The organism is Eubacterium sp. AM05-23 (genome assembly GCF_003477535.1).
Lineage (GTDB): Bacteria > Bacillota > Clostridia > Eubacteriales > Eubacteriaceae > Eubacterium > Eubacterium maltosivorans.
On the sequence record NZ_QUDF01000033.1, the window covers coordinates 1 to 1,324 of the forward strand.

General features: G+C 54.8%; 1 protein-coding gene. It reads right to left on the bottom strand.

Annotated features, from left to right (window positions below; translation table 11 throughout):
- The coding region (locus DW091_RS19900; RefSeq protein ID WP_118519119.1) for a trimethylamine methyltransferase family protein at window positions 1-1,280 on the bottom strand (1,280 nt) is incomplete at its 3' end.
- Window positions 1,281-1,324 lie beyond the last annotated feature (44 nt).

The window sequence follows — 1,324 nt, forward strand, 5'->3', positions numbered from 1 at the left end:
GGGCTGGTGAGGTAGGTTTCTTCGCGGTAGTCTTTGGGGGTTCTGCCCTTCAGGTATACGCCGCGTGGCCCAACCTTTTTGATCAGCTCGACGTTGGCTTTCTTTTCGGAGATGGCCACGCCGTCGTGGAGCCGTTTCATGTAGCGCAGCATTTCTTCGTCCATCATGAATTTCGGGAAGCTGAGCAGGTTGAAGTTGGACAGGTCGCCGGAGGCATGGGGCAGGATGCAGGCGTTGGACAGGGCCACGGCCAGGGCGCCCAGGGTGCTTTCTACGCCGGCCTGGTAGTCGTAGGTGAAGCCGTCGGCCAGGGCGCCGGAGCAGCGGACGGGGATGCGGTAGTAATCGCCCATGGCGATGTGGCCGGACATGATCATCAGGAATTCGGGTGCGCCGGTCATCAGCCGGACTTCACGCATATCGGATACGGATGAGAATGGGCTTAAGATCACCGGTAAGCCGGGTTCGATCAGCTGGATCATCACGGCCACGGCCAGCATGTTGGCGAAGTCGGCGACGATGGAGCCCATCAGTGACGGCGGCGCGGTCATATTGGTCATGGAGCAGGTGGTGATGGTGATGGGCTGTTTTTCTTCGGCGAAGGCGAAGTAGTGTTCCAGCGCGTCGGTCCCGACGGTCAGCGGCGGCAGCACGCACATGCCGGAGTAGCAGACGTAATCGTCGAAGTTATCCATGTATTTCTTGATCAGCTGGACGCATTCCCGCGCGCCTTCTCGGGCGTTGCCGCGTTTGTAGTTGTGCGGAGTGATCCCTAAGATATTGTACATGGGCTTTCTGGAATATTTTGCCATCATGGCCATCTGGGCCAGGGCGGATTCGGTCGGGCAGTTCTCAAAGCCTGGGATATCGGCGGCTACCTGGCTGGAGATGCCGTAAACATCGCTGGTGTTGATGATTTTGTAGAAGTTTTCCAGATCGTCTGCATTGGTCTGGCGGTAGTTGCCGTCCCAGTCTTCCAGGTTCGGGCAGCCGTTGGTCGGCGCGACCACTAAGCCTTTGCCGATTCCGATTTCCAGCTTGCTTTCTGGTCCCACAATTTCAAATGATTCCGGGATGGTGCTCAATGCTTTGTTGAGTAATTCCTCTGGAATGAATACCAGGTCTCCCTCAACCCGGGCGCCGTGTTTCTTGAACAGTTCCAGTGCTTCTTCGTATTCAAACTTTACGCCGACTTCGTTGAATACTCTCAGCACGCTCTCGTGTATCAGTTCGATATCTTCCTTTGAATAAAATGTGTCAAATAAGTTTCCTTTTAACATAACCCTTCTCCTCGTTCTTTTATTTTTTCTTAGCTAGCTTATGC